This is a genomic window from Ramlibacter sp. PS3R-8 (assembly GCF_037572435.1).
In the GTDB taxonomy this organism is placed as follows: Bacteria; Pseudomonadota; Gammaproteobacteria; order Burkholderiales; family Burkholderiaceae_C; genus Ramlibacter.
The window spans coordinates 556,567-581,856 of the sequence record NZ_JBBHGT010000003.1 but is presented as its reverse complement, the minus strand read 5'-3'; the positions used below and the strand labels follow the sequence as shown (position 1 = coordinate 581,856).

The 25,290-nt window shown below is 67.5% G+C and carries 29 protein-coding genes; 20 read left to right on the top strand and 9 right to left on the bottom strand.

Annotation, left to right across the window (positions count from 1 at the left end):
* Positions 1-9: 9 nt before the first annotated feature.
* A complete protein-coding gene (locus WG902_RS14270) occupies positions 10-732 on the bottom strand; it encodes an RNA methyltransferase (RefSeq protein ID WP_340060770.1) in 723 nt (240 codons plus the stop codon).
* Between the two features lie 151 nt (positions 733-883).
* Between WG902_RS14270 and WG902_RS14265 the strand changes: the two genes are divergently transcribed.
* Positions 884-1,795, top strand: a complete 912-nt coding sequence (locus tag WG902_RS14265) for an inositol monophosphatase family protein (RefSeq protein WP_340060769.1) — start codon at positions 884-886, stop codon at positions 1,793-1,795.
* Positions 1,788-2,873, top strand: a complete 1,086-nt coding sequence (locus WG902_RS14260) for a mechanosensitive ion channel family protein (RefSeq protein ID WP_340060768.1) — start codon at positions 1,788-1,790, stop codon at positions 2,871-2,873. Before WG902_RS14265 ends, WG902_RS14260 begins: the two co-directional genes overlap by 8 nt.
* A 1-nt stretch (position 2,874) precedes the next feature.
* Here the strand turns inward: WG902_RS14260 and WG902_RS14255 are convergent, their stop codons facing one another.
* A complete protein-coding gene (locus tag WG902_RS14255) occupies positions 2,875-3,933 on the bottom strand; it encodes a cyclase family protein (RefSeq protein ID WP_340060767.1) in 1,059 nt (352 codons plus the stop codon).
* Between the two features lie 85 nt (positions 3,934-4,018).
* The gene (locus tag WG902_RS14250; protein WP_340060766.1) at positions 4,019-5,200 is read right to left on the bottom strand and encodes an HPP family protein; all 1,182 of its coding nucleotides are present in this window, start codon (positions 5,198-5,200) and stop codon (positions 4,019-4,021) included.
* A gap of 81 nt (positions 5,201-5,281) precedes the next feature.
* Between WG902_RS14250 and mutS the strand changes: the two genes are divergently transcribed.
* The 4 genes from mutS to WG902_RS14230 all read left to right on the top strand — a co-directional run bounded on the left by mutS (position 5,282) and on the right by WG902_RS14230 (position 10,448).
* On the top strand, positions 5,282-7,888 hold the full coding sequence (gene mutS / locus WG902_RS14245) for a DNA mismatch repair protein MutS (protein WP_340060764.1): 2,607 nt from the start codon (positions 5,282-5,284) through the stop codon (positions 7,886-7,888).
* Positions 7,885-8,715, top strand: coding sequence for a proteasome-type protease (locus WG902_RS14240; RefSeq protein WP_340060763.1), 831 nt, complete (start codon positions 7,885-7,887; stop codon positions 8,713-8,715). The genes mutS and WG902_RS14240 overlap by 4 nt, the downstream gene beginning before the upstream one ends.
* 49 nt (positions 8,716-8,764) lie before the next feature.
* Complete coding sequence (locus WG902_RS14235) at positions 8,765-9,562, top strand: alpha/beta hydrolase (RefSeq protein ID WP_340060762.1); 798 nt, start codon at positions 8,765-8,767, stop codon at positions 9,560-9,562.
* Positions 9,563-9,656: 94 nt separating this feature from the next.
* On the top strand, positions 9,657-10,448 hold the full coding sequence (locus WG902_RS14230) for an esterase/lipase family protein (protein ID WP_340060761.1): 792 nt from the start codon (positions 9,657-9,659) through the stop codon (positions 10,446-10,448).
* On the opposite strand, the gene WG902_RS14225 is transcribed toward WG902_RS14230, so the two are convergent.
* A complete protein-coding gene (locus WG902_RS14225) occupies positions 10,399-11,223 on the bottom strand; it encodes an undecaprenyl-diphosphate phosphatase (RefSeq protein ID WP_340060759.1) in 825 nt (274 codons plus the stop codon). The genes WG902_RS14230 and WG902_RS14225 overlap by 50 nt on opposite strands.
* 158 nt (positions 11,224-11,381) lie before the next feature.
* Between WG902_RS14225 and WG902_RS14220 the strand changes: the two genes are divergently transcribed.
* The 8 genes from WG902_RS14220 (at position 11,382) to WG902_RS14185 (ending at position 16,466) form a co-directional block, all read left to right on the top strand.
* A complete protein-coding gene (locus WG902_RS14220) occupies positions 11,382-11,531 on the top strand; it encodes a hypothetical protein (RefSeq protein ID WP_340060758.1) in 150 nt (49 codons plus the stop codon).
* A 187-nt stretch (positions 11,532-11,718) separates the two neighbouring features.
* Entirely contained in the window at positions 11,719-12,276 is a 558-nt protein-coding gene (locus tag WG902_RS14215) for a DUF6622 family protein (RefSeq protein ID WP_340060757.1), read from the top strand.
* 23 nt (positions 12,277-12,299) lie between these two features.
* Complete coding sequence (locus WG902_RS14210; protein ID WP_340060756.1) at positions 12,300-12,581, top strand: 2TM domain-containing protein; 282 nt, start codon at positions 12,300-12,302, stop codon at positions 12,579-12,581.
* Positions 12,578-13,627: an alpha/beta hydrolase family protein gene (locus tag WG902_RS14205; RefSeq protein ID WP_340060754.1), complete on the top strand. Its 1,050-nt coding sequence runs from the start codon at positions 12,578-12,580 to the stop codon at positions 13,625-13,627. The genes WG902_RS14210 and WG902_RS14205 overlap by 4 nt, the downstream gene beginning before the upstream one ends.
* A 13-nt stretch (positions 13,628-13,640) precedes the next feature.
* Positions 13,641-13,955: a 2TM domain-containing protein gene (locus WG902_RS14200; RefSeq protein ID WP_340060753.1), complete on the top strand. Its 315-nt coding sequence runs from the start codon at positions 13,641-13,643 to the stop codon at positions 13,953-13,955.
* Positions 13,952-14,989 carry a sensor histidine kinase gene (locus WG902_RS14195; RefSeq protein ID WP_340060752.1) on the top strand — a complete coding sequence of 346 codons (1,038 nt, stop codon included), beginning with the start codon at positions 13,952-13,954 and terminating at the stop codon, positions 14,987-14,989. The genes WG902_RS14200 and WG902_RS14195 overlap by 4 nt, the downstream gene beginning before the upstream one ends.
* A complete protein-coding gene (locus tag WG902_RS14190) occupies positions 14,986-15,777 on the top strand; it encodes a LytR/AlgR family response regulator transcription factor (RefSeq protein ID WP_340060750.1) in 792 nt (263 codons plus the stop codon). Before WG902_RS14195 ends, WG902_RS14190 begins: the two co-directional genes overlap by 4 nt.
* 431 nt (positions 15,778-16,208) lie before the next feature.
* Positions 16,209-16,466: a hypothetical protein gene (locus WG902_RS14185; RefSeq protein ID WP_340060749.1), complete on the top strand. Its 258-nt coding sequence runs from the start codon at positions 16,209-16,211 to the stop codon at positions 16,464-16,466.
* Positions 16,467-16,625: 159 nt separating this feature from the next.
* Here the strand turns inward: WG902_RS14185 and WG902_RS14180 are convergent, their stop codons facing one another.
* Positions 16,626-16,961 carry a hypothetical protein gene (locus WG902_RS14180; protein WP_340060747.1) on the bottom strand — a complete coding sequence of 112 codons (336 nt, stop codon included), beginning with the start codon at positions 16,959-16,961 and terminating at the stop codon, positions 16,626-16,628.
* 193 nt (positions 16,962-17,154) lie between these two features.
* Here WG902_RS14180 and WG902_RS14175 point away from each other — a divergent pair, with 193 nt between their 5' ends.
* The 3 genes from WG902_RS14175 (at position 17,155) to WG902_RS14165 (ending at position 20,513) form a co-directional block, all read left to right on the top strand.
* A complete protein-coding gene (locus tag WG902_RS14175; RefSeq protein ID WP_340060745.1) occupies positions 17,155-18,954 on the top strand; it encodes a glutamine--tRNA ligase/YqeY domain fusion protein in 1,800 nt (599 codons plus the stop codon).
* Positions 18,955-19,101: 147 nt separating this feature from the next.
* A complete protein-coding gene (locus WG902_RS14170) occupies positions 19,102-19,485 on the top strand; it encodes a hypothetical protein (RefSeq protein WP_340060744.1) in 384 nt (127 codons plus the stop codon).
* A 149-nt stretch (positions 19,486-19,634) separates the two neighbouring features.
* Positions 19,635-20,513 carry a hypothetical protein gene (locus WG902_RS14165; protein WP_340060742.1) on the top strand — a complete coding sequence of 293 codons (879 nt, stop codon included), beginning with the start codon at positions 19,635-19,637 and terminating at the stop codon, positions 20,511-20,513.
* 31 nt (positions 20,514-20,544) lie between these two features.
* On the opposite strand, the gene WG902_RS14160 is transcribed toward WG902_RS14165, so the two are convergent.
* A complete protein-coding gene (locus tag WG902_RS14160; protein ID WP_340060740.1) occupies positions 20,545-21,390 on the bottom strand; it encodes an NYN domain-containing protein in 846 nt (281 codons plus the stop codon).
* A 13-nt stretch (positions 21,391-21,403) separates the two neighbouring features.
* Complete coding sequence (locus tag WG902_RS14155; RefSeq protein ID WP_445263694.1) at positions 21,404-22,267, bottom strand: restriction endonuclease; 864 nt, start codon at positions 22,265-22,267, stop codon at positions 21,404-21,406.
* Positions 22,268-22,453: 186 nt separating this feature from the next.
* Here WG902_RS14155 and WG902_RS14150 point away from each other — a divergent pair, with 186 nt between their 5' ends.
* Positions 22,454-22,789, top strand: coding sequence for an MTH1187 family thiamine-binding protein (locus WG902_RS14150; protein WP_340060737.1), 336 nt, complete (start codon positions 22,454-22,456; stop codon positions 22,787-22,789).
* 11 nt (positions 22,790-22,800) lie between these two features.
* Complete coding sequence (locus WG902_RS14145; protein WP_340060735.1) at positions 22,801-23,376, top strand: hypothetical protein; 576 nt, start codon at positions 22,801-22,803, stop codon at positions 23,374-23,376.
* A 27-nt stretch (positions 23,377-23,403) separates the two neighbouring features.
* Here the strand turns inward: WG902_RS14145 and WG902_RS14140 are convergent, their stop codons facing one another.
* The gene (locus WG902_RS14140; RefSeq protein WP_340060734.1) at positions 23,404-24,555 is read right to left on the bottom strand and encodes an aminotransferase class V-fold PLP-dependent enzyme; all 1,152 of its coding nucleotides are present in this window, start codon (positions 24,553-24,555) and stop codon (positions 23,404-23,406) included.
* A gap of 115 nt (positions 24,556-24,670) precedes the next feature.
* Between WG902_RS14140 and WG902_RS14135 the strand changes: the two genes are divergently transcribed.
* A complete protein-coding gene (locus WG902_RS14135; protein WP_332824083.1) occupies positions 24,671-24,817 on the top strand; it encodes a hypothetical protein in 147 nt (48 codons plus the stop codon).
* Positions 24,818-24,847: 30 nt separating this feature from the next.
* On the opposite strand, the gene WG902_RS14130 is transcribed toward WG902_RS14135, so the two are convergent.
* On the bottom strand, positions 24,848-25,231 hold the full coding sequence (locus tag WG902_RS14130; protein ID WP_340060732.1) for a hypothetical protein: 384 nt from the start codon (positions 25,229-25,231) through the stop codon (positions 24,848-24,850).
* Positions 25,232-25,290 lie beyond the last annotated feature (59 nt).

The following is a 25,290-nucleotide window of genomic DNA, read 5'->3' as shown; positions in this document are numbered from 1 at the left end:
CCGATCAGTCTAAGGCTTTGGCTTTCTTGCTGCATCGGCCATGGCCTTGGCAACACCGCGCAGGATGTGGATTTCCTCCGGGGTGGGTTGCGCGCGATTGAACAACTGGTTCAGCCGCGGCATCAGCTTCTTGGGCGCGGCGGGGTCCAGGAACCCCACATCCACCAAGGCCTCTTCCCAGTGCCGCAACATGCCGGCCACCGCCGCCGCGTCGGCCGCCGGCGTCGGCGCCGCCGGCGGCGCATCGAAACCGCCCAACGCCATCCGCCATTCGTACGCGATCACCTGGATCGCCGCGGCAAGATTCAGGGACCCGTAGTCCGGCGATACCGGGATGCGCAAGGCCGCATGACACCGATAGACGTCCTCGTTGCGCATGCCGTAGCGCTCCGACCCGAACAGGAAGCAGACGTGCTGGCCCTGGGGGGCAAGTGCGCCGAGGTGCTCGCGCGGCGTGAAGGTCGGAGGACCGAAGTCACGCGCCGTCATCACGGTGGCCAGCACATGCGTCATGCCATCCAGCGCCTCGTCGAGCGTCGACACGGCCCGCGCCTTTTTCAGGACGTCGATGGCCCCGCTGGCCCGTTCGATGGTTTCGTCGCGCGCCAGCACGTCGTCCCAGCGCGGATCCACCAGCACGAGGTCATCGAAACCCATCACCTTCATCGCGCGCGCAGCCGCGCCCACGTTGCCCGCGTGGCTGGGCTGGATCAGGACGAAACGGGTGGCCATGTGCCGATTGTCGGGTACGCAGTTGGACGTAGGACACCGTTGAAGCCCCTGCCGAAGCCGGCCGACACCTCGCCCGTTAAAATGTGTCTAACGTGGCGTCCGCATCGGCGGTATGCCGTCCGCTCTCCCGAGCGCGCTCTTCGCACAACTCATGTCGTCCAACCAGCACCCCATGCTCAACGTGGCCGTCAAGGCCGCTCGCGCCGCCGGCGCGATCATCAACCGGGCCGCCCTCGACGTCGAGGCCGTCCGCGTGTCGCAGAAGCAGGCCAACGATTTCGTCACCGAGATCGACCACGCCAGCGAACGCGCCGTCATCGAGACGCTGCTCACCGCCTATCCCGACCACGGCATCTGGGCCGAGGAGTCCGGCCGCGAGCATGGCAGCGCCAGTTCCGATCACGTCTGGGTGATCGACCCGTTGGACGGCACCACCAACTTCATCCACGGCTTTCCCTTCTATTGCGTCAGCATCGCCCTGCTGGTGCGCGGCCGCGTCGAACAGGCCGTGATCTACGACCCCACCCGCAACGACCTCTTCACCGCCACCCGCGGCCGCGGCGCGTACATGAACGACCGCCGCCTGCGCGTGAGCAAGCGCATCCAGCTCAAGGAGTCGCTGGTCTCCACCGGCTTCCCGTTCCGGCCGGGCGACGACTTCAACATTTACCTGCGCATGATGGCCGACGTCATGAAGCGCACGGCCGGCCTGCGCCGGCCCGGCGCGGCCGCGCTCGACCTCGCCTACGTGGCGGCCGGTTTCACCGAGGGCTTTTTCGAGACCGGACTGTCGCCGTGGGACGTGGCCGCGGGCTCCCTGCTGGTGACGGAAGCGGGTGGCCTGGTGGGCAACTTCACCGGCGAAGCGGATTTCCTGGAGCAGCGCGAATGCGTGGCCGGCAACCCCAAGATCTATGGCCAGCTGGTCAAGATCCTCGGCAAGTACAGCAAGTTCGCCAGCGTGGCCGAGAAGACCGAGCTGAGCCAGAACACGCCGGCGCTGGTCGATCCGGCCATGGAGCCGGGCACGCACGTCGATGAAGGGCCCGTGCAGGATGCCTGATGTCGCCGGGATGTTCCTGAACTTCGACGGGCGCAGTTGGCCCACCATCCTGTTGGCCGCCCTGGTGGCGGCCGCGGTGGCGATGGTCCTGTACACGGTGACCCGCGCGGTGCTGCGCCGCGCAGTGCGCGGCAACATCATCTTCAGCTGCATGCTGGAACGCACCCAGCGCGCCCTCGGTTTTGCCTGGCCGCTGATGGCCATGCAGGCGGTCTGGGCGGCCGCGCCGAACGACCTGGATTCGATCGGAACCGTCCGCCACCTCAACGGCATCCTGGTCATCGCCGCGCTCACCGCGCTGGCCATGGGCGTGATCGGCGGGCTGGCCGACGGCCTGATCGCGAAGCACCCGATCGACGTGGAAAACAACCTCCACGCGCGGCGCATCGAGACGCAGACGCGCGTGCTTTCCCGCAGCGCGATGGTGCTGGTGCTGGTCGGCGGCACGGCGATGGCGCTCATGACCTTTCCCGGCGCGCGCCAGCTCGGTGCCAGCCTGCTGGCTTCTGCGGGCGTGCTGGGCATCATCGGCGGCCTCGCCGCCCGGCCGGTGTTCAGCAACCTCATCTCGGGGCTGCAGATCGCGCTGGCGCAGCCGCTGCGCATCGACGACGTGCTGATCGTCAACGGCGAGCACGGCCGCGTCGAGGAAATCACCGGCACCTACGTGGTGATGCGGCTGTGGGACGAGCGGCGCCTGATCGTGCCGCTGCAATGGTTCATCGAGAACCCGTTCGAGAACTGGACGCGCACCGGGTCGCAGATCATGGGCACGGTGTTCCTGTGGGTCGACTACAGGATGCCGATCGAGCCCCTGCGTGCCGAGGCGAAGCGGCTGGTCGAAACCATGCCGGAGTGGGACCGCCGCGTGTTCGGCGTGCAGGTCACGGAGGCGACCGACAAGGCAATCCAGGTCCGCGTGCTGGTGTCCTCGTCGAATTCCGGCAGGAACTTCGACCTGCGCTGCAAGCTGCGGGAAGGGCTGGTGGCTTTCGTCGCCAGGGAATTCCCGGAAGCGCTGCCCACCATCCGGTCGACGGAGCCCGTGGCGGAGACCGAACTGGCCGAGGCGCTCTAGGTCAGGTCGTCCCGACCGGGGTGACCGGCGAGCCGACCGCGCCCGGCAGGCGCAGCGGCGGCGCCGTCAGCAGAAAGCGCGACCGGCCCTCCTTTCGCAGGTGCTGCGCCAGCGGCGTCAGCCACCAGAGCTCGCCCAGGTGCACACCCAGCTTGAACAGGCAGTGCTCGTGCAGCGGCAGCGCCGCGCAGCAGCCCCCGCGGTGACGCGCAGGCAGCGCCTCCACCGCGTAGTTGTCGGCCGCGATCGCCGCCACCCCAGTGTCGGTGATCCACTGCAGCAGGCGCTCGTCCCGGCCGTCCAGCACGGTGCCGGTGTGCTCCAGCGCGTGTTGCGTGGGCTGCTTGCCCATGCCGAGCAGGGCCTGTGCGAAGCCGGTGTGGAAGCAGACGATGTCGCCCGGTTCCACCACGACCCCGTCCATGCCGAGCACCTGCACGAGTTGCTCGTAGCCGATCAGGGTGCGGGCATCGCCGAAGTGCGCGTGCAGGTCGATGAGCACCGCGCGGCCCTGCATCGCTTTCTCCGCCATGTTCTGGATGCCGAGCGCATGCGCCGACGAAGTGCTGCGCAGGTCGGGGCCGAGGGCGCCGGCATCCGCGGCATCGGCCGGCCCCAGCACGTCCCGCTGCGCGCGGTAGCCGTTGTAGTAGACAGGCTCGGGCAGGCCGTCGCCGTCGGCATCGAACATCGAACCGACGTGCGCCAGCGAGTCCCACTGCGTCGAATATTGCAGGTGCAGGATGGCGAGGTCGTCGCTGATGACATCGGTGCGGTCCTCCACCAGCTGCGCGAGGCGGAAGTTGAAGTTGACGCGCGTCCCCTGGCGCAGCGTGGGTCGCAACACCGGCGGATGCCGGGCCGGATTGAGCAGGCTCCCCCCGGGATAGTCGAGCGGCAGGCTCAGGCAGAACGAGCGTCCGTCCTTCACTTCGGCCACGCCCTGGCGCACCTTCTCGGGCGTGATCAGGTTCAGGCGACCGAGCTGGTCGTCCGGGCCGAAGTCTCCCCAGTTGGAGCCGGGCGGGCGCTGGGACCAGCGCGGGGGACTCGGTGGCATGGGCGTTCCCTCGAGGAAATACGCACAGTGTGTGGAGCGGCGCCCGGGTGGTCAAGCGGTGGCGTGCGCCGGCAAGCCCTCCGCGTCAGGTGGCCGCGGCCCGGTACAGGGCGCGCACCAGGTCGGTCTGCGTGATCATGCCGGTGAGCCGTTGCTCGGCGTCGATCACCGGGATGTGGTGGTGGCCGTCTTCCGAGAACACCGGCACCAGGTCGGCCAGCAGGCGGTCTTCGCTGGCCACGCGCACTTGCCGCGTCATGATCTGGCCGACCACCTCCGGCCGCTCTGAATGCGAAAGGCCACTGGCCCGCAGGACCTGGCGCAGCCGCTCGCCCATGCCTTCGGGCCGGTCGAATTCCGCGATCCGCATGAAATCCGCGGTGGTGACGATGCCCGTGATGCGCATCGCCCGGTCCACCACCGGCAGCGCCTTGACGCGCCGCGCCCGCATCAGGTCCCACGCCTGCTGCAGCGGCGTGCCGAACTGCACCGACAGCGGCGCGCGGCTCATCACCTGGCCGCAGCGCAAGGCGCCCAGCTTGCGCTGGTAGGCCGCCATCTCTGCGTGTTCCAGCAGCGACTGCAGGTCCGCGCGGCTGATGTCCACCACCTGGTTGTAGTGCGCCAGCGCGGCGTCCAGGTCCGCTGCGTGGAAGCCGCGCCCGTGCACGGGCCGCAACCCCGGCTCTGGCTGCGCCAGCTGCGCGCGCGGATAGGCGCGGCCGGTCAGGCTGTTGTACAGCACGCCCATCAGCACCAGCAGCAGCGAATTGAGCAGCACGGGGAACAGCGCGAAGCGCAACTGCGTGACGTGCGCGATCACCATCAGCACCGCGCACGCGCCACCGGGCGGATGCAGGCAGCGCAGCTGCACCATCAGCAGCGTGGCCAGGGCGACCGCCAGGCCGGCGGCAAGCACGGGGTCCGGAACCAGTGTGGCGCAAGCGATGCCGACCAGGGCCGACAGCGTGTTGCCGGCCACCACGGCCCAGGGCTGCGCCAATGGGCTGGCGGGCAGCGCAAACACCAGCACAGCGGACGCTCCGAGCGGTGCGACGAGCCAGGCAGAGGCAACAGCCGGCCCGGCGAGCAGCCAGCTGAAGACGGCCGAGAACAGGATGCCGGCGGCGACGCCGCCCGTGACGCGCCAGGTCTCGACGCCGTCGATGGCGACCGGCCCCGGCAGCAGCCGGGCGAGCCAGCCACGCAGGCGCTGGGCGGACGTTGGGGGGATGGCGACGGCGGCGTCGCCCGAAGGAAGGGACACGGAAAAACTGCTGTTGTTCTGATCGCGCCCGGATTGTCGCATTTGAAGCGGCAGCCCGGCGGCACCGGATAATCGCCCTGCATGCCGTCCCCAGCCGCCACCGTCCCGCCCGACCTGAGCAAGCACACCCCCATGATGGCCCAGTACCTGGCCATCAAAGCGGAGCACCCGTCCACGCTGGTGTTCTACCGCATGGGTGACTTCTACGAGCTGTTCTACGAAGACGCCGAGAAGGCGGCGCGGCTGCTCGATATCACCCTCACCCGCCGCGGCATGTCGGCCGGGGAGCCGGTGGTGATGGCGGGCGTCCCCTTCCATTCCATGGAGGGCTATCTCGCGCGCCTGATCCGCTGCGGCGAGTCCGTCGCCATCTGCGAACAGGTGGGCGAAGTCGGCGCGACCAAGGGCCCGGTGGAGCGCAAGGTGCTGCGCGTCGTCACCCCGGGCACGCTGACCGACACCGAGCTGCTGGGCGAGAAGACCGAGGCGGTGCTGCTGGCGCTGCACCAAGGCGCGAAGAACCGCACCGGCCTGGCCTGGCTGAGCGTCACGCAGGGCGCCGTGCAGCTGGCCGAATGCGATGGCGACGCCGTCGGCGACTGGATCGCCCGCATCGCCCCCAGCGAAGTCCTGCATGCGAGCGACATCACGCCGGCCTATGGGCAACGGCTGCAGGCAGCGCGCGGCAGCGTGCCGTTGACCGAGCGCCCCGCTTTCCAGTTCGACAGCGGCCTCGGCCAGCGCAAGCTGCTGGAACAGTTGCAGGCGGCCAGCCTGTCGGCCTGGGGCGCCGACGACTTGCCGCAAGCGCACGCCGCCGCCGCGGCGTTGCTGGCGTACGCCGAGCACACGCAAGGCCGCGCCCTCTCGCATGTGCGCCAGCTGCTGGTGGTGCGCGACGGCGAACGCATCGAGCTGCCGCCGGCCACGCGGCGCAACCTGGAGCTGGTGCAGACGCTGCGTGGCGAGGACAGCCCCACCGTCTTTTCGCTGCTGGACACCTGCATGACGGGCATGGGCAGCCGCATGCTGAAGTCCTGGCTGCTGGAGCCGCTGCGCGATCGCGGCGTCGCCACGCAGCGGCTGGACGCCATCGCCGGCATGCGCGAAGGCCTGTGGAAGCAGTTGCGCGCGCAGCTCAAGGGCGTCAGCGACGTGGAGCGCATCACCGCGCGCATCGCATTGCGCCAGGTGCGCCCGCGCGAGCTGGTCGGGCTGCGCTGGGCGCTGGACAAGTCGCAGCACCTGGCGGCGATGCTGCACGGCCTGCCGGGCCTGATGGCGAACGCGGCGCACGACCTGCAGCCGCCGGCCGGTTGCGCCGAGCGCCTGGCCGCCACCTTGCGCGAAGACCCCGCGGCGCTGGTGCGCGACGGCGGCGTCATCGCCACCGGCCACGACCCCGAGCTCGACGAACTGCGCGCCATCCAGGACAACTGCGACGGCTTCCTGCTGGACCTGGAGACGCGCGAGCGCGCCCGCAGCGGCATCGGCAACCTGCGCGTGCAGTTCAACAAGGTGCACGGTTTCTACATCGAGATCACGCAGGGCCAGCTGGACAAGGTGCCGGCCGACTACCGCCGCCGCCAGACGCTGAAGAACGCCGAGCGCTTCATCACGCCGGAGCTGAAGGCTTTCGAGGACAAGGCGCTGTCGGCGCAGGACCGGGCGCTGGCGCGCGAGAAGTGGCTGTACGAGCAGCTGCTGGACGCGCTGCAGGCGCACGTGCCCGCCCTCACCCGCCTGGCGCGTGCGCTGGCGGCGCTGGACGCGCTGTGCGCGCTGGCCGAACGCTCGCTCACGCTCGGCTGGTGCCGGCCGCAGTTCATGCGCGAGCCCGGCATCGAGATCGACAAGGGCCGGCACCCGGTGGTGGAATCCCGGCTGGCCGAGACCACCGGCGGCGCCTTCATCCCCAACGACACGCGGCTGGGCCCGAAGCAGCGCATGCAGGTGATCACCGGCCCCAACATGGGCGGCAAGTCCACCTACATGCGGCAGGTGGCGCTGATCTGCCTGCTGGCCTCCCTGGGTTCGTTCGTGCCCGCGCAGGCCTGCCGGCTGGGCCCGATGGACGCGATCCACGTGCGCATCGGCGCCGCCGACGACCTGGCCAACGCCCAGTCCACCTTCATGCTGGAGATGACCGAAGCCGCGCAGATCCTGCACGGCGCCACGGCGCAGAGCCTGGTGCTGATGGACGAGATCGGCCGCGGCACCTCCACCTTCGACGGACTGGCGCTGGCCTCGGGCATCGCCGCCCACCTGCACGACAAGACGCAGGCCTTCACGCTGTTTGCCACCCACTACTTCGAGCTGACCGAATTCCCGGCCAGGCATCACTGCGCCGTCAACGTGCACGTGGGCGCCACCGAGTCGGGCACTGACATCGTGTTCCTGCACGAGATCCAGCCGGGGCCGGCCAGCCGCAGCTACGGCATCCAGGTGGCGCGGCTGGCCGGCATGCCCACCGGCGTGGTGAACCACGCACGCCACGCGCTGGCCGCGCTGGAGAAACACCAGGTGGAAAGCCGCGAGCAGGTAGACTTGTTCGCACCGCCCCCCGTTGCCGAGACGCAGGCGCCCGGCAAGCTGGAAGCGGCGGTTGCCGCGCTGGACCCGGATGCGATGAGTCCGCGCGATGCCCTCGAGACGCTGTACTCGCTCAAGAAACTGATCAAACCATGACTTATTGCGTCGGCATCAAGCTCAATGCGGGACTGGTGTTCCTGTCCGACTCGCGCACCAATGCCGGCGTGGACAACATCAGCACCTTCCGCAAGATGATCGTGTACGAGAAGCCGGGCGACCGCTTCATGGTGCTGTTGTCCGCGGGCAACCTGAGCATCTCGCAATCGGTGCGCGAGATCCTGCAGGTCGAACAACTCAAGGAGCAGGAGACCGGCGAGGCCGTGACGATCTGGAACGCCACCAGCATGTTCGACGCCTGCCGCGTGCTGGGCCAGACGGTGCGCCACGTGTACGACCGCGACGCCAAGGCGCTGCAGCACGCCGGCGTGGAGTTCAACGTCAACCTGATCTTCGGCGGCCAGATCCGCGGCGAGAGCATGCGGCTGTTCCAGGTGTATTCGGCCGGCAACTTCATCGAGGCCACCGCCGAGACGCCCTACTTCCAGATCGGCGAATACAAGTACGGCAAGCCGGTGCTGGACCGCGTGCTCACCCCCGAAACCAGCCTGGAAGAGGCCGCCAAGTGCGCGATGGTGTCGATGGACTCCACCATGAAGTCCAACCTCTCGGTCGGGCCGCCGCTGGACCTGGTGGTGTACGAGGCCAATCGATTCGAGACCGATCGCATCGTGTGCATGGACATGCAGAACCCGTACTTCCGGATGCTGCACACGAGCTGGGGCCAGAAGCTGCGCGAGGTCTTCGACAGCCTGGACGACCCGGTGTGGGACAGCACGCATACCGACACGCCGCTGCTCACGCTGGCGGCGGGACGCGCCAAGGCGCTGAAGAAGATCACGCGGCCGGATGAACGATTGATCTGAAATCCGGGAGCCCTGGGTCCCCGCCTGCGCGGGGATGACGGACTCGTTCATGTCCCTCATCGTTTTTTCCCACGCCAACAGCTTTCCCGCCGGGACCTACAGCGTCCTGTTTCGCCAGCTCCGCTCGCGCGGCTTCACCGTGGCGGCGGTCGACCGGTTCGGGCACGACCTCGACTACCCCGTCACCAACAACTGGCCGCACCTGGTGCGGCAGCTGCACGACTTCACCGCGCGCGAAGTGCACCAGGCCGGCGAGCCGGCCTACCTGGTGGGGCATTCGCTCGGCGGTTTCCTCAGCGCGATGTGCGCCGCTCGCCACCCCCAGCTGGCGCGCGGGGTGCTGCTGCTCGACTCGCCCCTGCTGGGCGGCTGGAAATCGCCGGCACTGTGGGCGGCCAAGCGGACGCAGTTGGTGGGTTCGATCTCACCCGGCGCGGTCAGCCGCAAGCGCAAGCACCGCTGGCCGTCCAAGGAAGCGGCGTTCGAACATTTCCGCCACAAGAAGGCCTTCGCCCGATGGGACCCGCTGGTGCTGGCCGACTACATCGCGTTCGGCACCGTGGAAGAGGATGGCGAGCGCGTCCTGGCCTTCGATCGCGACATCGAGACGGCCATCTACAACACGTTGCCGGACAACCTGGGCGGGCTGCTGCAGCGCATCCGTTGCCCCGCGGCCTTCATCGGCGGCCTGCAGTCGCAGGAAATCCAGCAAGTCGGGCTGGGGCTCACCACGAAGGTCACGCAAGGCCGCATGACGATGATGGACGGCAGCCACCTGTTCCCGATGGAGCGCCCGCTGGCCACTGCCGCGGCGGTCGAGGCAGCCCTGGTCGCGCTTCCCGCCTGAAGAGCTTGCCTTTGCTGCATTGCAGCATCCCTCCTACACGGCTGCCATCCCCGGGAGGACATCGCTGGAACCGCTGCGTCCGCAAAGTGGCTGCATGACTTTACCCTCGGTCGCCTTCCAGGCCCCTTCGTTTGCCTTGCTGGTCACCGAGCCCTTGCGCGCCGCGCTCGACTTCTGTGCGTCCCGGCTCGGTCACCTGCCGACCGTGGACGGTGACGGCCACCCCGTGGTCGTCTATCCCGGCCTCGGCGCCGGCGCCCTCACCACGTCACATTTGCGCACCCACCTGCAGAAATGCAGCTTCACCGTCCACGACTGGGAGCTCGGCGTGAACACGGGACCCGATGGCCTGTTCGACGACTGGCTGCAGCCGCTGGCCGATCGCGTGCGTGCATTGCATGCGCTGCACGGACGCAAGGTCAGCCTGGTGGGCTGGAGCCTCGGCGGCGTGTATGCGCGCGAACTGGCCAAGTGCGCCCCGGACGCCGTGCGCCAGGTCATCACGCTGGCCACGCCTTTCAGCTCGGTGCAAGGCGGCAACCATGCGGGCACGATCTTCACGATGCTGGGAGGCAGCACCTCGCAGCTCACCGCGCAGATGCAGCAACGCTGGCGCGAGCGGCCGCCGGTTCCGACCACTTCCATCTACAGCAAGAGCGACGGCATGGTGTGCTGGCGCGGCTGCCTGGAACAACGCGGCCCGCAGGCGGAGAACATCGCGGTGGACGCCAGCCACCTGGGCATGACCACGCACCCGGAGGTGCTGCGCATCGTCGCCGACCGGTTGGCGCAGCCCGAAGGCGCCTGGCGTCCCTACCGGCGAAAGCGCGCCGTGGTCAGTGCTGCCACTGCACCCAGCCGGTCCAGGAAGTCGCCAGCACGATGATGCCGAAGGCGATGCGGTACCAGGCGAAGGGCGTGAAGCTGTGGGTGGAGATGTAGCGCAGCAGCCAGCGCACGCACAGCCACGCACTCAGGAACGAGAACAGCAGGCCCACCGCGAACATCGGCAGGTCGCCGGCGCCGAGATGGCCCCGCTCCTTGACCAGGCTGTACGCGCCGGCGCCGATCAGCGTCGGGATCGCGAGGTAGAACGAGAAGTCGGTGGCCGCCTTGCGCGACAGGCCGAGCAACATGCCACCGATGATGGTGGCGCCGCTGCGGCTGGTGCCCGGCACCAGCGCGAGGCACTGCACCAGCCCCAGCTTGAGCGCGTCGGTCCAGCGCATCTCCTCCACCTCCTGGATGCGCACGTGCGACTGCGTGCGGCGCTCGGCCCAGAGGATGATGAAGCCGCCAAGGATGAAGGTGGTGGCAACCACCGCGGGCGTGAACAGGTTTTCCTGGATGGCCTTGCCGAAAAGCAGGCCCAGCACGACTGCGGGGATGAAGGCCACCAGCACGTTCAGGGCAAAACGCTGCGCCTGCCGTTCGGTGGGCAGCGCCGCGATCGTGCTGCGGATCTTCTGCCAGTACACCAGGATCACCGCCAGGATGGCGCCGGTCTGGATGGCGATGTCGAACACCTTCGCCTTCTCGCCTTCGAAGCCGAGCAGCGCGCCGGCGAGGATGAGGTGCCCCGTGCTGGAAATGGGGAGGAACTCCGTGAGGCCCTCCACGATGCCCATGATCGCGGCCTTCACCAGCAAGACGACATCCACGCGAGCTCCCAGCAAAAGGGCGGATTATGGGGCTTGCTCCGGCGCCCGGGCCTAGCTCAGCCATCGACTGCGTCCGACATGGCCTGTCGGAAACCGCCGTTCACATGTGCGTACGGTACCTACAGGCTGGTAACAGGTTGGCGGCAATCATTGCACCCATGAAAGTCATCAACCTGCTCCACGTGGTTTGCGCCCAGGCCTTCTACAAATGGGCGATGAAGGAAATCAATCCGATGCACCCCGACGTGCCGCGGATCATGATGCGCCAGCATCAGCTCAACGAGAAGTACCGCCGCATCTGGGCCTGAGCGCCACTGGCCGGACCCGCCTGCGATGAGCAGGCGGCGCCGGCCCCACTTTCCCTCCCCCCGCTCCCTCTTTTCACTCCCGCCTGCCGGCATTTCGCGGCGGCGCGGCTGCGTTTCGTCGCACGGCACTGGCCCGGGATGGCGCCGGACTGCAAAGTCCGCTCCATCGACAACCCGGAGACCTGCCATGCTGATCCAGCTCATCACCCAGCACCCCGAAGCCATCGGGACCATCCTGCGCAAGACCCCCCCGTGGGTGTGGGGCCTGCTCGCCGGCCTGGTGATGCTGGGCAGCACCCAACTGCGCGACCGCAACGCCAGCCTGCTGCGCGTGTCGATCATGCCGGTGGCGATGACCGGCTTCTCCCTGTACGGCACGCTGTCCGCATTCGGCGGCTCGTCGCTGCTGCCGCAGTTGCTGGCGGCCTGGGCCGCCGCAGCGGCGATGGCTTACGCCCCGATCGCGTTCCTGCCCGTCGATGCCCGTTATGACGCCGCCACCCGCACCTATGCCCTGCGCGGCAGCGTGGTCCCGCTGCTGCTGATCCTGGCGATCTTCCTGGTCAAGTACGCGGCGGGTGTCGAACTGGCGATGGCGCCGCGCCTGGTGCAGGACGGCCCCTTCGTTCTGACGCTGGCTGCGCTGTACGGCAGCTTCAGCGGCATCTTCATCGGCCGTGCCGCCCGCCTGTGGCGCCTGGCCCTGCGCTCCCCTTCCCCCGCCCCGGCCGCCGTCGCGGCTTGAACATGACACCCCGGAGAACCACCATGCAAACCTTGCAGCAACCCGACCTGGAACGCATCGCTCGCCGCCGCGCCGGCGCCAAGCTGGGGTGGTACATCCACGCCGGCGTGTACATCGCCGTCAACCTGGGGCTGGCCACCCTTTCCGCGCTGTCGGATCGCCATTGGGCCATCTTCCCCGCCTTCGGCTGGGGCGTGGGCCTGGCGGTGCACGGCATCGTCGTCTTCGCCGTCACCGGCGGTGTCTTCGACAGCCTCGTCGCCCGCGAGCGTCGCCAGCTTGCCGCGCAAAAGGATCCGTGGTGAAAGGCGCCCTTCGTTACGGCGCCACGGTCCTGCTGGCGCTGGCAGCGGCGGCGGCCCCGCTGGCCAGCCGGGCCGGCGTCGGCCTGATGCAGTTGCCGGGACTCGACGCCGATGGGCCGGTCACGGTGTTCTATCCCACCGCCTCCGCGGACCGGCCCGTCCTGCGCGGTCCGTTCACGGTCCGGGTCGCGGAGAACGCCACGCCCGTCGCCGGCAACGGCCGGCTGGTGGTCATGTCGCACGGCTCGGGTGGCGGGCCCTGGGTGCATTCGGACCTGGCCCGCGCGCTCGTGGAAGCGGGCTTCACGGTGGCTTTTCCCGAGCACCACAAGGACAACGCCCGCGATGCATCGCGCCCGGGCCCGGAGAGCTGGAAGCGGCGGCCGCAGGAGGTTTCGCGTGCGATCGACACGGTGGCCCGCTGGCCGCAACTGGCCCGCCTGCTGACCCTGGACCGCGTCGGCATGTACGGCATGTCCGCCGGCGGCCACACCGCCTTGTCGCTGGCCGGCGGTCGCTGGTCCCCGGCCGGAATGCGCCGGCATTGCCAGGCCCACATCGCGGAAGACTTCAACGGGTGCGCGGGCCTGGCCACGCAACTGCGCGGGGACCTGCTGGACGGCCTGAAAATCCAGGTGACCTTGGGAGTGCAGCGCATCTTCTTTGCCGACGACACCGCGCAGTCGCACCACGACCCGCGCATCGCCGCGGTGGTCGCCGGTGTGCCGTACGCGGCCGACTTCGACATGGCTTCGCTGGCACAGCCGCGCGTGCCGCTGGGGCTGGTGACGGCCGGCCAGGACAAATGGCTCACCCCGCGCTTCCACAGCGATCCGGTGCTGGCCGCCTGCCGCCCGCGCTGCGAGCTGCTGGCGCACCTGCCGCAGGGCGGCCATGCCGCGCTGCTGTCGCCGCGGCCGCCGGCGAACGTGCTTGGTCGGGTGGCTGCGGAGCTGCTCGCGGACCCGCCCGGTTTCGACCGCGCGCAACTCGCGGCCGTCGACCAGAAGATCGTGGCCTTTTTCAGGGCGCGCCTGCTCCCCTAGAATGGTCCGCGCCATGGCACTGCTTTCCGAAGACGACATCGAGCGCATCGCGCGCAAGCGCGCCGGCGCCAAGCTGGGTTGGTACGTCCACGCCACCATCTTCGTGGTGGTCAACCTGGGCATGTTCGCCTTCGCCTACTTCGGCTTCGCCCGCCGGCCGTGGTCGATGGCCCCGGTGCTGGGCTGGGGCGCGGGCCTCGTGCTGCATGGCATCTCGGTCTTCATCCTGGCCAACGGCACCCCGCTGCGCGCGCGCCTGCTGCAGCGCGAACGCGAGCGCCTGCAGCGCCTGCAGCGCGAGCAGCAGGACAGCGCGAGCGGGCGATGACGATCGACTGGAACGCCAAGCTGCAGCACCTGCTGCAGACGCTGGCGTTTTGCCTGGCCGTCGCCTCCATCCAGTTCGCCTTCATGCCCGAGCGCTCGTACGCGCCGGGCGTGGTCTATTCGATCCTGGTCGGCACCATCATCTGGGTGGTGGTGGACATCGGCCGGCACGCCATGCCGTCGGCCGCGGAAACCGGATGGCCGAAGGGATTTTCGGGCGTGTTGCTGGTGGCAGCCGGCATCGTGGCCGGCTACTTCTTCGGCAACAAGCTGGGCGACGCCATCTGCCAGGCTTTCGGCCTGTTCGGCCCGCGCGGCATGGCCCACACGGACGCCGACCTGCGCAGCGGCATGCTGATCACGCTGCTGGCCGGCATTGCGGGCAGCTACTGGTTCTACAGCCGCAACCGCAGCGGCTACCTGGAGCGGCAGGTCGGCGAGGTGCAGCGGCACGCCAAGGAGGCGCGGCTGAAGCTGCTGGAAACGCAGCTGGAACCGCACATGCTGTTCAACACGCTGGCCAACCTGCGCGCGCTGATCGGCGTGGACGCGGTGCGGGCGCAGGAGATGCTGGACCACATGATCGCGTACCTGCGCGCCACGCTCGACGCGTCGCGCGCCGCCACGCATCCGCTGCAGGCCGAATTCGATCGCCTGCGCGATTACCTGGAGCTGATGGCGATCCGCATGGGCCCGCGCCTGGCCTACACACTGGAGTTGCCGGCGGAACTGGCCGGCCTGCCGGTTCCCGCGTTGCTGTTGCAGCCGCTGGTGGAAAACAGCATCAAGCACGGCCTGGAGCCGAAGGTGCAGGGTGGCCGCATCACGGTGCGAGCCCATCGCGACGGACCGGCCCTGGTGCTCGAGGTGCGGGACACCGGAGTCGGCGACGCACGTGCCAGCGGCGATGGCCCGGGCTTCGGCCTCACGCAGGTTCGCGAACGCCTCGCCGCGCTCTACGGCGCACAGGCGCGGATGGACTTCGCGCTCACGCCCGAAGGCGCCCACACGCGCATCGCGCTGCCCGTGTCATGAACGCGACGGGCCTCATCGCCGAGGACGAGCCGCTGCTGGCGCAAGCGCTGCAGGCGGAACTGGCCCGTGCGTGGCCGCAGCTGCGCATCGTGGAGACGGTGGGCGACGGCGCCTCGGCCGTCCGCGCCGCGCTGCAGCACCGGCCCGACGTGCTGTTCTTCGACATCCGCATGCCCGGGCAGGGGGGACTGGATGCGGCCGCGGACCTGGCGGACCATTGGCCCGCCGGCACGCCGTTTCCCGCGCTGGTGTTCGTCACGGCGTTCGACCAGTACGCGCTGCAGGCCTTCGATGCCCAGGCGGTGGACTATGTGCTCAAGCCGGTGCAGTCAGGGCGGCTGCAAAAGACCGTGGAGAAACTGAAGGCGGCTCTGGGCCGGCGCGGACCGGGCGACCTGGACGCCACGCTGGGCCAGTTGCGCCACCTCCTGCAAGCGGCTGCGGAGCCGGCGGCGCCGCAGCCGCCGCTGAAGGTGATCCAGGCCAGCGTGGGCACCAGCATCCGCATGGTGCCGGTGGAGGAAGTCGTGTACTTCGAGGCTGCCGACAAGTACGTGCGCGTGGTGTTCGGCGAGGGGGAGGTCCTGATCCGCACGCCGTTGAAGGATCTGCTGCCCCAGCTGGATGCCCGGCTGTTCTGGCAGGTGCATCGCGGCACGGTGGTGCGGTCCACTGCCATCGACAGCCTGCATCGCGACGAGGCAGGCAAGCTGCATCTGTCCTTGCGCGGTCGCACGGAGCGGCTGCAGGTCAGCCGCCTCTACGCGCACCTGTTCAAACCGATGTAGCTCTCGGGGGCCGCGGGCGTGCTTCGACGGCTTCGGGCCACTGTTCGGGTTAGAGAGTTCGTCTGGCAGGCGCCGTGGGCGTCGTCCTACAAAGCGGAACGCCGAACGCGCGGTTTACTACAAGCCATCGAATTGCACGAAGGGCGCCTGTCTTCCCACGAACCAGACATGTGCGTTTCGTCTCCCGGTCACCCCGACTCCTCTGAGTCCCCTCCTCCTCCGGGGTGAGCTGGTCCGGCCCTCCGTCCCGCGACTGGCATTGTTACCCCCAGGTTCCAGAACCTGGGGGTTCTTTTTTGCGGCTTCGCCGACCCCGTTCAGGCGCCGGCGACTACTGCTCGGTAGAAGTGGTCCGACGTTTGCAGTTGGGCACAACCGGCATGTAAAGCGTTTCAATGGACTTACTCTGTACACACTCAGAGGAACATCCAATGAAAGACGGAAAACCCATTCATGCCAGCGAGCCGGACGACCGGCGCGCGGCAGCGGGGCCGGGGAGACGGGGCAGCGGGCCGAAGAAGCAACGCGGTTACGTCGCGCGAGCGACGGCCGGCGGGCACAGCGGGCATGGATCGGAAAGCGTCCGGCCGCACCTGCGGGACCAGTTGCGGCTCAAGGCCCTCCTGCCCAGCCCCTTCCCGACTTTTGCCGAGCAGCACGACTCGAGCAAGGACGACCACCACCACTGAGGCGGGCGTCGACAGGATCTACAACGCGGGACGGCGCGACCACGCAGTGCTGAAAGGGCCCAAAAGAAGGCCCCAGCCTGTGGGCGTGGGGCCAATGCTTGGAGAGCCTGAAGGAATGGTGCTTGGTCCTGAGGCGAGCACCGCGCCAATCATGTCAACTTACCAGGCGCGGTACCGGACACCGACCACCGGCACCGGGCGAACCCACGCGCGCGGGCGGTACACCACGCGCGGGGGCGCGTAGTACACCGGAGCCGGTGCGTAGTACGCCGGCGCGCTGTAGTAGACGGGTGCCGGCGCGTAGGCGACCGGAGGCGCCACATAGGCGTTGTAGCCGCCGTAGTAACCGCCGTTGTAGCCGTAGCCATAGCCATAGCCACCGATCGGCACGCTGAAGCCGATGGAAACGGCGGTGCGTGCCTGGGCGACCGAGCCGAAGGCCGCGAGGCCCACCAGGGCCGCGGCAGCCAGGGTGCGAGAGAGTGTCAGTTTCATGATGTTGGGTCCGCGTGTACTGCTCAGGGCGAAGGCCCCTTGACCGTTATTTAACGTTTGGGCCCCCGAGACCGGCTATGACTGCTTGGTCAAAACCGTTGCCGGACGTAACGCGTTTACCGAGCGGCCCTGAAAACCGCCACTTCGTCACGCCAGCGGGTCCTGCAACAAGGCATGACAGAATCGTCGGGATATGGCTTCCGCTTCCTCCCCCACCGACAAAGACTCGGCCACCAAGCCGAGCAATTTCCTGCGCCAGGTGATCGAACGCGACCTGGAGCAAGGCACGTACGCACCGCGCCGCTGGGCAGGGCATCCCGCCGACGCGGCTGAGCACCGGAAGGGCCAGCCCGACCCCGCGCGCATCCGCACCCGCTTTCCGCCCGAGCCCAACGGCTACCTGCACGTCGGCCATGCCAAGAGCATCTGCCTGAACTTCGGGCTGGCGCAGGACTACCAGGGCATCTGCCACCTGCGCTTCGACGACACCAACCCGGAGAAGGAAGAGCAGGAGTACGTCGACAGCATCAAGGACGCGGTGCGCTGGCTGGGCTACAGCTGGGACGCCGGCAGCACCAGCCACCTGTACCAGGCCAGCGACTACTTCGACTTCATGTACCGCGCCGCGGAATACCTGATCGAGGCCGGCAAGGCCTACGTCGACGAACAGACGCCGGACCAGATGCGGGTGAACCGAGGCGACTTCGGCCGTCCCGGCGTGGACAGCCCGTACCGCAGCCGCAGCATCGACGAGAACCTGCAGCGCTTTCGCGAGATGCGTGACGGCAAGCTGGCGGATGGATCTGCAGTCTTGCGCGCCAGGATCGACATGGCCAGCCCCAACATCAACATGCGGGACCCGACCATCTACCGCATCAAGCATGCGGAGCACCACAACACCGGCAACAAGTGGTGCATCTACCCGATGTACACGTTCGCGCACCCGATCGAGGACGCGCTGGAGAACATCACCCACAGCATCTGCACGCTGGAGTTCGAGGACCAGCGGCCCTTTTACGACTGGCTGCTGGACCGGCTGGGCGAAGGCGGCCTGATCAACCTGCCGCGGCCGCATCAATACGAATTCGCGCGGCTCAACCTGACCTACGTGATCACCAGCAAGCGCAAGCTGCGGCAGCTGGTCGACCAGGGGCACGTGACCGGCTGGGACGACCCGCGCATGCCGACGATCGTGGGGTTGCGGCGGCGCGGCTACACGCCGGAGTCGCTGCGGTTGTTCGCCGACCGCATCGGCGTGAGCAAGGCCGATTCGTGGATCGACTATTCGACGCTGGAGATCGCGCTGCGCGACGACCTGGATCCGAAGGCGGCGCGCGCCATGGCGGTGCTGGACCCGGTGAAGCTGGTCATCACGAACTGGGACGAGGTGATGGGGGCCGGCCACCTGGAGCCTTGCGCCGCGCCGGTGCATCCACATGACCCCGCGCGAGGCCGGCGAGAGTTCAAGTTCGGCCGCGAGTTATGGATCGAACGCAGCGACTATGAAGAGACGCCGCCCAAGGGCTTCTTCCGGCTGTTCCCGGGGAACAAGGTGCGGATGAAGTTCGGGTATGTGGTGGAGTGCACCGGCGCTACTCGCGATGCCTCGGGCGCGATTGTCGAAGTTCAAGCCAAGGTGCTGCCGGATACCAAGAGCGGCACGCCGGGTGCGGATGCCGTGAAGGTGAAGGGCAACATCAGCTGGGTGGGCGTGGCCGATGGCGTGAAAGCGGAAGTGCGGCTGTACGACCGGCTGTTCGCAGTGCCGCAGCCTGGCGCGGGGGAGAAGGATTTCCTGGAGGAACTGAATCCGTCCTCGCTGACGGTGGTCACCGCTTATGTGGAGCCGTCACTGGCGACTGCGAAGGCGGATGAGAAATTTCAGTTCGAGAGGCACGGGTACTTTGTGGCGGATCGGAAGGATCATTCTGCTGGCGATGGCAACGCCGTGTTCAATCGGGTGACGGGGTTGAAGGATTCGTTCGGGAAGTAGCAGCCACCCGATCGCCGCGCGAGGGACGCCAGGCTGAGTCGAATTGCCCTGACTTCCAGGGCGGCGGTGCGCTGGCTTCTGTCCTGCGACAAACAGCCAATATCCCTTGCGTTGCGGCGCGTGCCGCACTCAACCAAGGAGCAAACCATGCAGGCAGATCAATTGAAGCAGAGCATTCAACGCATCGAGGAGTGCGCTGACGAGGCCAAGCGCCAGGTGCAGCAAGGCTCGGTGCCCGACGAACTGCGCCAATCCATCCTCTCGCTGCATGACCAGGCCAAGCAGGCCCAGCAGCAGGTGCAGAACAACCAGCAGCAGCAAGGGCAGGGTCAGGGTCAGGGCCAGCAGCAAGGGCAGGGTCAAAACCAGGACAGCCTGCGCCAGGCCGTGCTGCAGATGGAGCAGGCGGGAGACCGCGCCCTGCAAGCCTGTCGCAAGGCGGGCAGCAGCGTGGACCAGCAGACGCAGCAGTCGGTGCAGCGCTTGCACGACGAGCTCTCCAGCCTGAAGAAGCAGATCCAGATGGGCTGATGCCCGGTGCGCGGTGACCGCGCATTCATGATGGACTCATCGCGGCGGCTCCTGCATCACAACGCAGGCGGCCGCCGCTCTTCCATTGGCGCTGGACCCGGGCCGCAACGCGCGCCTAAACTGCCCTCCCCCGGCGGAAGGAGGCTCCCATGGCGTCGCGCGTCATCTACAGCCACGAGTTCATGAGGGAGATCGAGAACGGCACCCTGGTGCCAGAGAACTTCGACTACTTCTTCCTCTGCGAAGGCGACTCGTGGATGGACCGCAGTTCCCCCACGCACATGTCACTGCCGTTCGCGCTGGCGAAGATGTTCAAGGGCGGCGTGCGCGGCGACGACGCCCTGTTCATCAACCTCTCGCGCTTCGGCCACACGCTGCGCCACATCGCCGATTGCCTGAACGACGACTTCCACCAGTGGCTGAACACGCAGGACCTCGGCTTTTCCTTCGACGCCCTCCTCTTCAGCGCTGCGGGCAACGACTTCATCGATGCGGCGCTCGACCCGCCGCCCGGCCAAGGCATCCTGAAGGACTTGCGCGGTGGTGCACCGCCCGCCTCCGAGGATGATTGCATCGATGCGCAGGCGGTGGCCACGCTCGTCATCGACTTCCTCGATCCCAACTTCGACAAGCTCTATCAGACGGTGCGCGACAGCCGCCAGCGCGCCGAGATGCCGATCTTCCTGAACGGCTACAACGAACCCGTGCCGCGCAACGCGCCCGCCTTCCCGGGCTCCGGACCGTGGCTGTCCAGGGCCTACATCAAGAACGGCATCCCTTCGTCGCTCTGGCAAGACGTGACACGGCGCATCTTCATCGACGTGGAGGCTGCGGTCACGGGATGGACGAAGGTGGACGGGCGCGACAACCTGTTCGTCGTGCCCACCAGCGCCGTCGACCTGGAGCTCGCCGATCCGCAGAGCACCGGCAGCAGCGGTGACTGGCAGAACGAGATCCACCCCAACACGGGCGGGTGGAACAAGCTGGCGAAGGTTTGGATGGAGGAGATACGGAAGGTAGTGCCTTGACCGGGATGTGTTGGTGGCACTCGCGATCAGTTCACGCCCGACGGACGTGGAACGCTTCGGGCGACTGCCCCGCTGAATTGGGGTCAGCTGAATCGGGGTCAAATTCCAATTTCGGGCCGGACTCCGACTTCGCGAGTGCATTGGAATTTCCGTTCGGCCGCCGTCGCACAAACAAATGCATATGTGCGCTTCCCTCGCTGACCGGTACTTCCTTCACTTCCAGATACGTCTGCTTCCGCATCAGTTCACCCATCTTCGTGCACTCGTAGTTCCGCGGATCAAAGGCAGGATGGTTTCGGGTCAATTGACCGCCGAGCGCCGAAAGCAGTGCCCAGCCATCCTCTCTCGCAGTGGCTTCGAGTGCCGTTAGCAACATGGGCTTCAGCTTCGGCAACACGGACGGTTCGGGTGGTCTTTGTTCCTCCGGCTGATTCCGAAGGATCTCTGTGTAGACGAACTTATCGCAGGCAGCTACGAACGGCGCAGGCGTCTTCTTCTCACCGAATCCGTACACGACCAGGCCGGACTCACGAATCCGAGTTGCCAGCCTGGTGAAGTCGCTGTCGGAGGACACCAGGCAGAAACCATCGACTGCCTTGGAATGCAGAACGTCCATCGCATCGATGATCAGCGCCGAGTCGGTGGCATTCTTGCCCGTCGTATAGCGGAACTGCTGCACCGGTTGAACGGCCATTCGATGCAGCACCTCCTTCCAACCTTGCAGATTCTGCGTCGTCCAATCACCGTACGCTCGCTTGATCGTGGCGGAGCCGTACCGCGACACCTCGGCCAACAATTCTTCGATGACGCTCGCCTGCGCGTTGTCCGCGTCGATGAGCACTGCCAGCCGGCCTTGGCCTTTCTCAGGGGAAACCATCGGATCCGTCCTCCTAGCGTGTTCCCCGGCAACGGGGAAACGTCGAACAACCCCAGAACTGCGATCCGGCCCTGGGGCCGTTCTTCGCCACCCGCCGAACCATGGAAGCACTGCACACTGGACAGGCAGTGGAGTGTTCAGTGGGCTGGCTGCCTACGGGTGCTTCGGGCTGCCCAGGTCCTTGAGTGGCAGTCCTGCCGGCCGTGGATGTCTTGGCCTGTTTCAAGAAGCCGTACAGATTCTTGCCGTCCATCAATTTCACGTTGCGCCCCTGCGCAAACTCAATCGCGTCCTTCGTGAAACTGCCGGATGTGACCACGAATCCACCGGCTGCGCCCCTTGCCGCCATGACTCCGTATAGCTCCCGGACGATCCCGACATCGACTTTGAAAGCTTTCCACTGCTTGCATTGCACGATGTAGGTCTCATCGCCTTTTCGAACGGTCAGGTCCACACCGCCGTCCGGGCCGCTGCCACCGTTGTCAACCACCGCATAGCCTTGCATACGAAACCCTTCGCCGACGAGCATCTCGAACTCACGCCAGCTCATTCCATTCAGCACGTCGGCCGACGGGGAGCGAGTTACCGAGCTGACGAGGCCTGTTCGTGTTCTTCGGCCCCACCACGAAATGAATGCCGCCACGGCGCATAGCGTCGGCACCAGGTACTGAAGCACGCCGCTAAGCGTGGGCACGACTATGCTCGTGAGGCTGCCGACTACTGCGCGGCGAGCCAGGCCCGCCGTGTCCGGCTGCACCATGGCAAGACGGTGGAACAGCAGCCATGTGGCGGCGCCCGCGCCAAGCGCGACCCACCACGGCAACTTCGCCATCACGGTTACGAAATCCTCGCCCGGACCTGTTCTTCTCCGACCCATCTTTTTGCCCTCGCTGGTGAATGGTGAAGCCAGCAAGCAGAAAGCGGAAGCCCTGGATTCCCGCCTTCGCGGGAATGACGGGGGAGAGTGATCGTTTCGTGGGATGTGCCCCACACCCTTCCTTGCTCACGTAGGCGGCGCCACCCCCGCGAACGACACGAAACCCGGGCTGAGGCAAGATGCAGCTTGTCGTCCACCCCCACGGAGCACAAGATGGTCTTGCTGGAATTCGCGATGGCGCCCTCGGGCGAAGGCGAAAGCGTCAGCCGGCAGGTGGCCCGCATCCTGGACATCGTCGACCGCAGCGGCGTGACCTACCAGCTCACGGCGATGGGCACCATCCTCGAAGGCGACTGGGACCAGGTGATGGGCGTGGTCGGCGAATGCTTTCGCGCGCTGCAGGTGGACTGCAAGCGCATCAGCCTGAACCTGAAGATGGACTACCGCGCCGGCACCGAGTCGCGCCTGCGCAGCAAGGTGGATGCCGTCGAAGGGCACGTGGGTCGCAAGCTGCGCACCTGACACCACCGTCGTTGGCCCTCTTCACCGCAACCCCTGCCCGCCGCCGCGCGGCGATGATCGCCCTGCTCTCGCTGGCGAGCGCCGGCGCGGTGATCCGCGTGCTTGCGCCCAATCCCTCGACGCTGCGTGACATCGGCACGCTGCTGCTGGTGTTGTGGCTGCCGGCGGTGGGGAACCTCGTGGCGTGGTTCGCCCGCCGGATACCACGGAAGGTTCCGCCCGCGACTCAGTTCGCGCCGGGCGCTGCGTTCGCGCCGCAGTGGAAGGTGAGGTTGGAGGACCAGGCGTTGCCGATGCCGGAGGCAGCCAGCGTTCTCATCGTGGTCGGCCGCAATGGCTTCGTCGGACGTATGGGCCCGATGGGCGACGGGCAAGACACCATGCTGGAGTTGCTGCACCCACAGAGCGCACTGCCGCACCTCGGAACCGGCACGCAGTTCCACGTGCTGGTCCGGGAGGTGGCGGTTGCCAAAGGCAGGGTGCTGGAAGCCCTGGGTCCCCGCCTTCGCGGGGATGACGGGGGAGAGAGTGGGGATGAGGGGGGAGAGGGTGCCGGGAGCCCTGGGTCCCCGCCTTCGCGGGGATGACGAAGGAGGGAGCGGGGACGACGTCGGTTAAGCCGCCTTCTTCTGAGCCACCACGCCGATCCGATCCAGGGCATCCGCCAGGGACTTCACCGTGCTGTCCACGTGGTGCCACTTGTCCAGGCCGAACAGGCCCAGGCGGAAGGTCTTGAAGTCGGGGCCTTCGTCGCACTGCAGCGGCACGCCTGCCGCGGTCTGCAGGCCTTCGGCCAGGAATTTCTTGGAGGACTGGATGTCGGGGTCGGTGGTGTAGCTCACCACGACGCCGGGCGCCTTGTAGCCCTCGGCCGCCACGCTGGCGAAACCGCGGCTTTCGAACAGGGCGCGCACCTTGCGGCCCAGGTCTTCCTGCTCCGCCTTCACCTTGGCAAAGCCATACGCCTGCGTTTCCTTCATGGTGGCGCGCAGGCGCGTCAGGGCGTCGGTGGGCATGGTGGAGTGGTACATGTGGGCACCGCCCTCGTACGTCTCCATGATCTGCAGCCACTTCTTCAGGTCCATGCTGAAGCTGGTGCTGGTGGTGCCGTCGATGGCCTTGCGCGCACGCTCGCTCAGGCAGACCATCGCGCAGCAAGGCGAGCTGCTCCACCCCTTTTGCGGCGCGGAGATCAGCACGTCGACGCCGCATGCCTTCATGTCGACCCACATCGCGCCGGACGCGATGCAATCCAGCACGAACAGGCCGCCGTGCTCGTGCACCGCATCGGCCACGGCGCGCATGTAGTCGTCCGGCAGGATGATGCCGGCGGCCGTTTCCACGTGCGGGGCGAACACCACCGCCGGCTTCTTTTCGCGAATGGTCGCGGTCACTTCGGCGATGGGCGCGGGCGCATAGGGCGCGGTGGGACCGCTGCCCTGCTTGCGGGCCTTCAGCACCGTGGAAGACGCGGGGATGTTCCCCATGTCGAAGATCTGCGTCCAGCGGTAGCTGAACCAGCCATTGCGCAGCACCAGCACGTCCTTGCCGGTGGCGAACTGCCGCGCGACCGATTCCATGCCGAAGGTTCCGCTGCCGGGCACCAGCGCCGTGGCATGCGCCTTGTAGACGTCCTTGAGGATGGAGGAGATGTCCTTCATCACGCCCTGGAAGCTGCGCGACATGTGGTTCAGGGCGCGGTCCGTGTACACCACGGAGAATTCGAGGAGGCCGTCGGGGTCGACGTTGGGCAGCAATCCGGGCATGGCTTCTTGTCTCGCAAAGTCCAAAAAGGGCAGCTTAGCACCCGGGGCTGACGCCCGTTGGCGGCGGGCGGAGGCCGCTGCTAAAGTGCGGCTATTCCAATGAGAGGAGCTTTCCATGCCCAAAGGCGAACAACGCAACAACAAGATGGCCAAGAAGCCGAAGAAGGACACCTCGCTTCCCAAGGAAGGCACGTCCGACCGGCCCATGCCGCCGATGACCACCGTGCTGCCCAAGGGCAAGCTGAAGAACAAGGCGCCCTGAGCGCGCGCCGCGTACCCGGGCGGCGGCCCGTCAGCAGCCGACTTCCCGATACCGCTTCTGGTTGCGCACCAGCGGCATCTCGTCCTCGATCGTGACCGCGTCGCCCCGCGCCTTCAGCTGGGCCCGCTGGTCGCGCATCGTCTTGTCGAGGGCCTGGCACTCCCGCTTCTCATCGGCCGACAGCGGGGCCCGGCGCGCCAGGGTGGCGCGGTCCTGCGGCGGCGGCACCGACTTGTCGGTCACGCGGCGGGCGGCCGGGCTCATGTCGCGGCCTCCACCTCCAGGGCACGGCACCTGCGAATAGGTCACCCCGGAGCTGGTCATGCACTTGAAAGGCGAGGCGCTCGCGGACCCATGGGCCAGCCCCATCAGCGCCACGCCGGCAACCAGGCTTAGCGGCATCCATCGCACCATGCATCCTCCTGTGACAACACGGCGATGCTAGGAGCATCGCCCGCGTGCGCACCACTACA